This window comes from Roseateles sp. AC306 (assembly GCF_979253795.1).
Genome location: NZ_CEEDEB010000082.1, coordinates 1 through 272 on the forward strand (window position 1 = coordinate 1; position 272 = coordinate 272).

A 272-nucleotide genomic window follows, 5' to 3' on the forward strand; every position below is an offset into this window, starting at 1 on the left:
TTGGTCTTCCCACTGGCAACTTCCTTTTGTGCGATATCGTTTAAAGGATACTGCACGAGGGTACTCGGATTAATAACATACAAAGCATTACCCGGTCGGCAAGTCAGCATCACCTCTTCGCGATTAAACGCCCATTTGTCTTTACCCACTTCAAAACGACTGACGGTAATCACCTGCGGTGCAGCCAGCGCCGCTGCAGAACTGGTGAGTAACAGAAACGCCAGAATACTTTTTTTCATCATTTTCGTAATCCATCAAAAAGGTTCGAGAGT

General features: G+C 46.0%; 1 protein-coding gene. It reads right to left on the reverse strand.

Features of this window, described 5'->3' with window-relative positions; all coding sequences use genetic code 11:
* On the reverse strand, positions 1 to 242 hold a 242-nt coding region (locus AC0IZJ_RS28480; RefSeq protein WP_471855624.1), incomplete at its 3' end, for a DUF2511 domain-containing protein.
* Positions 243 to 272 lie beyond the last annotated feature (30 nt).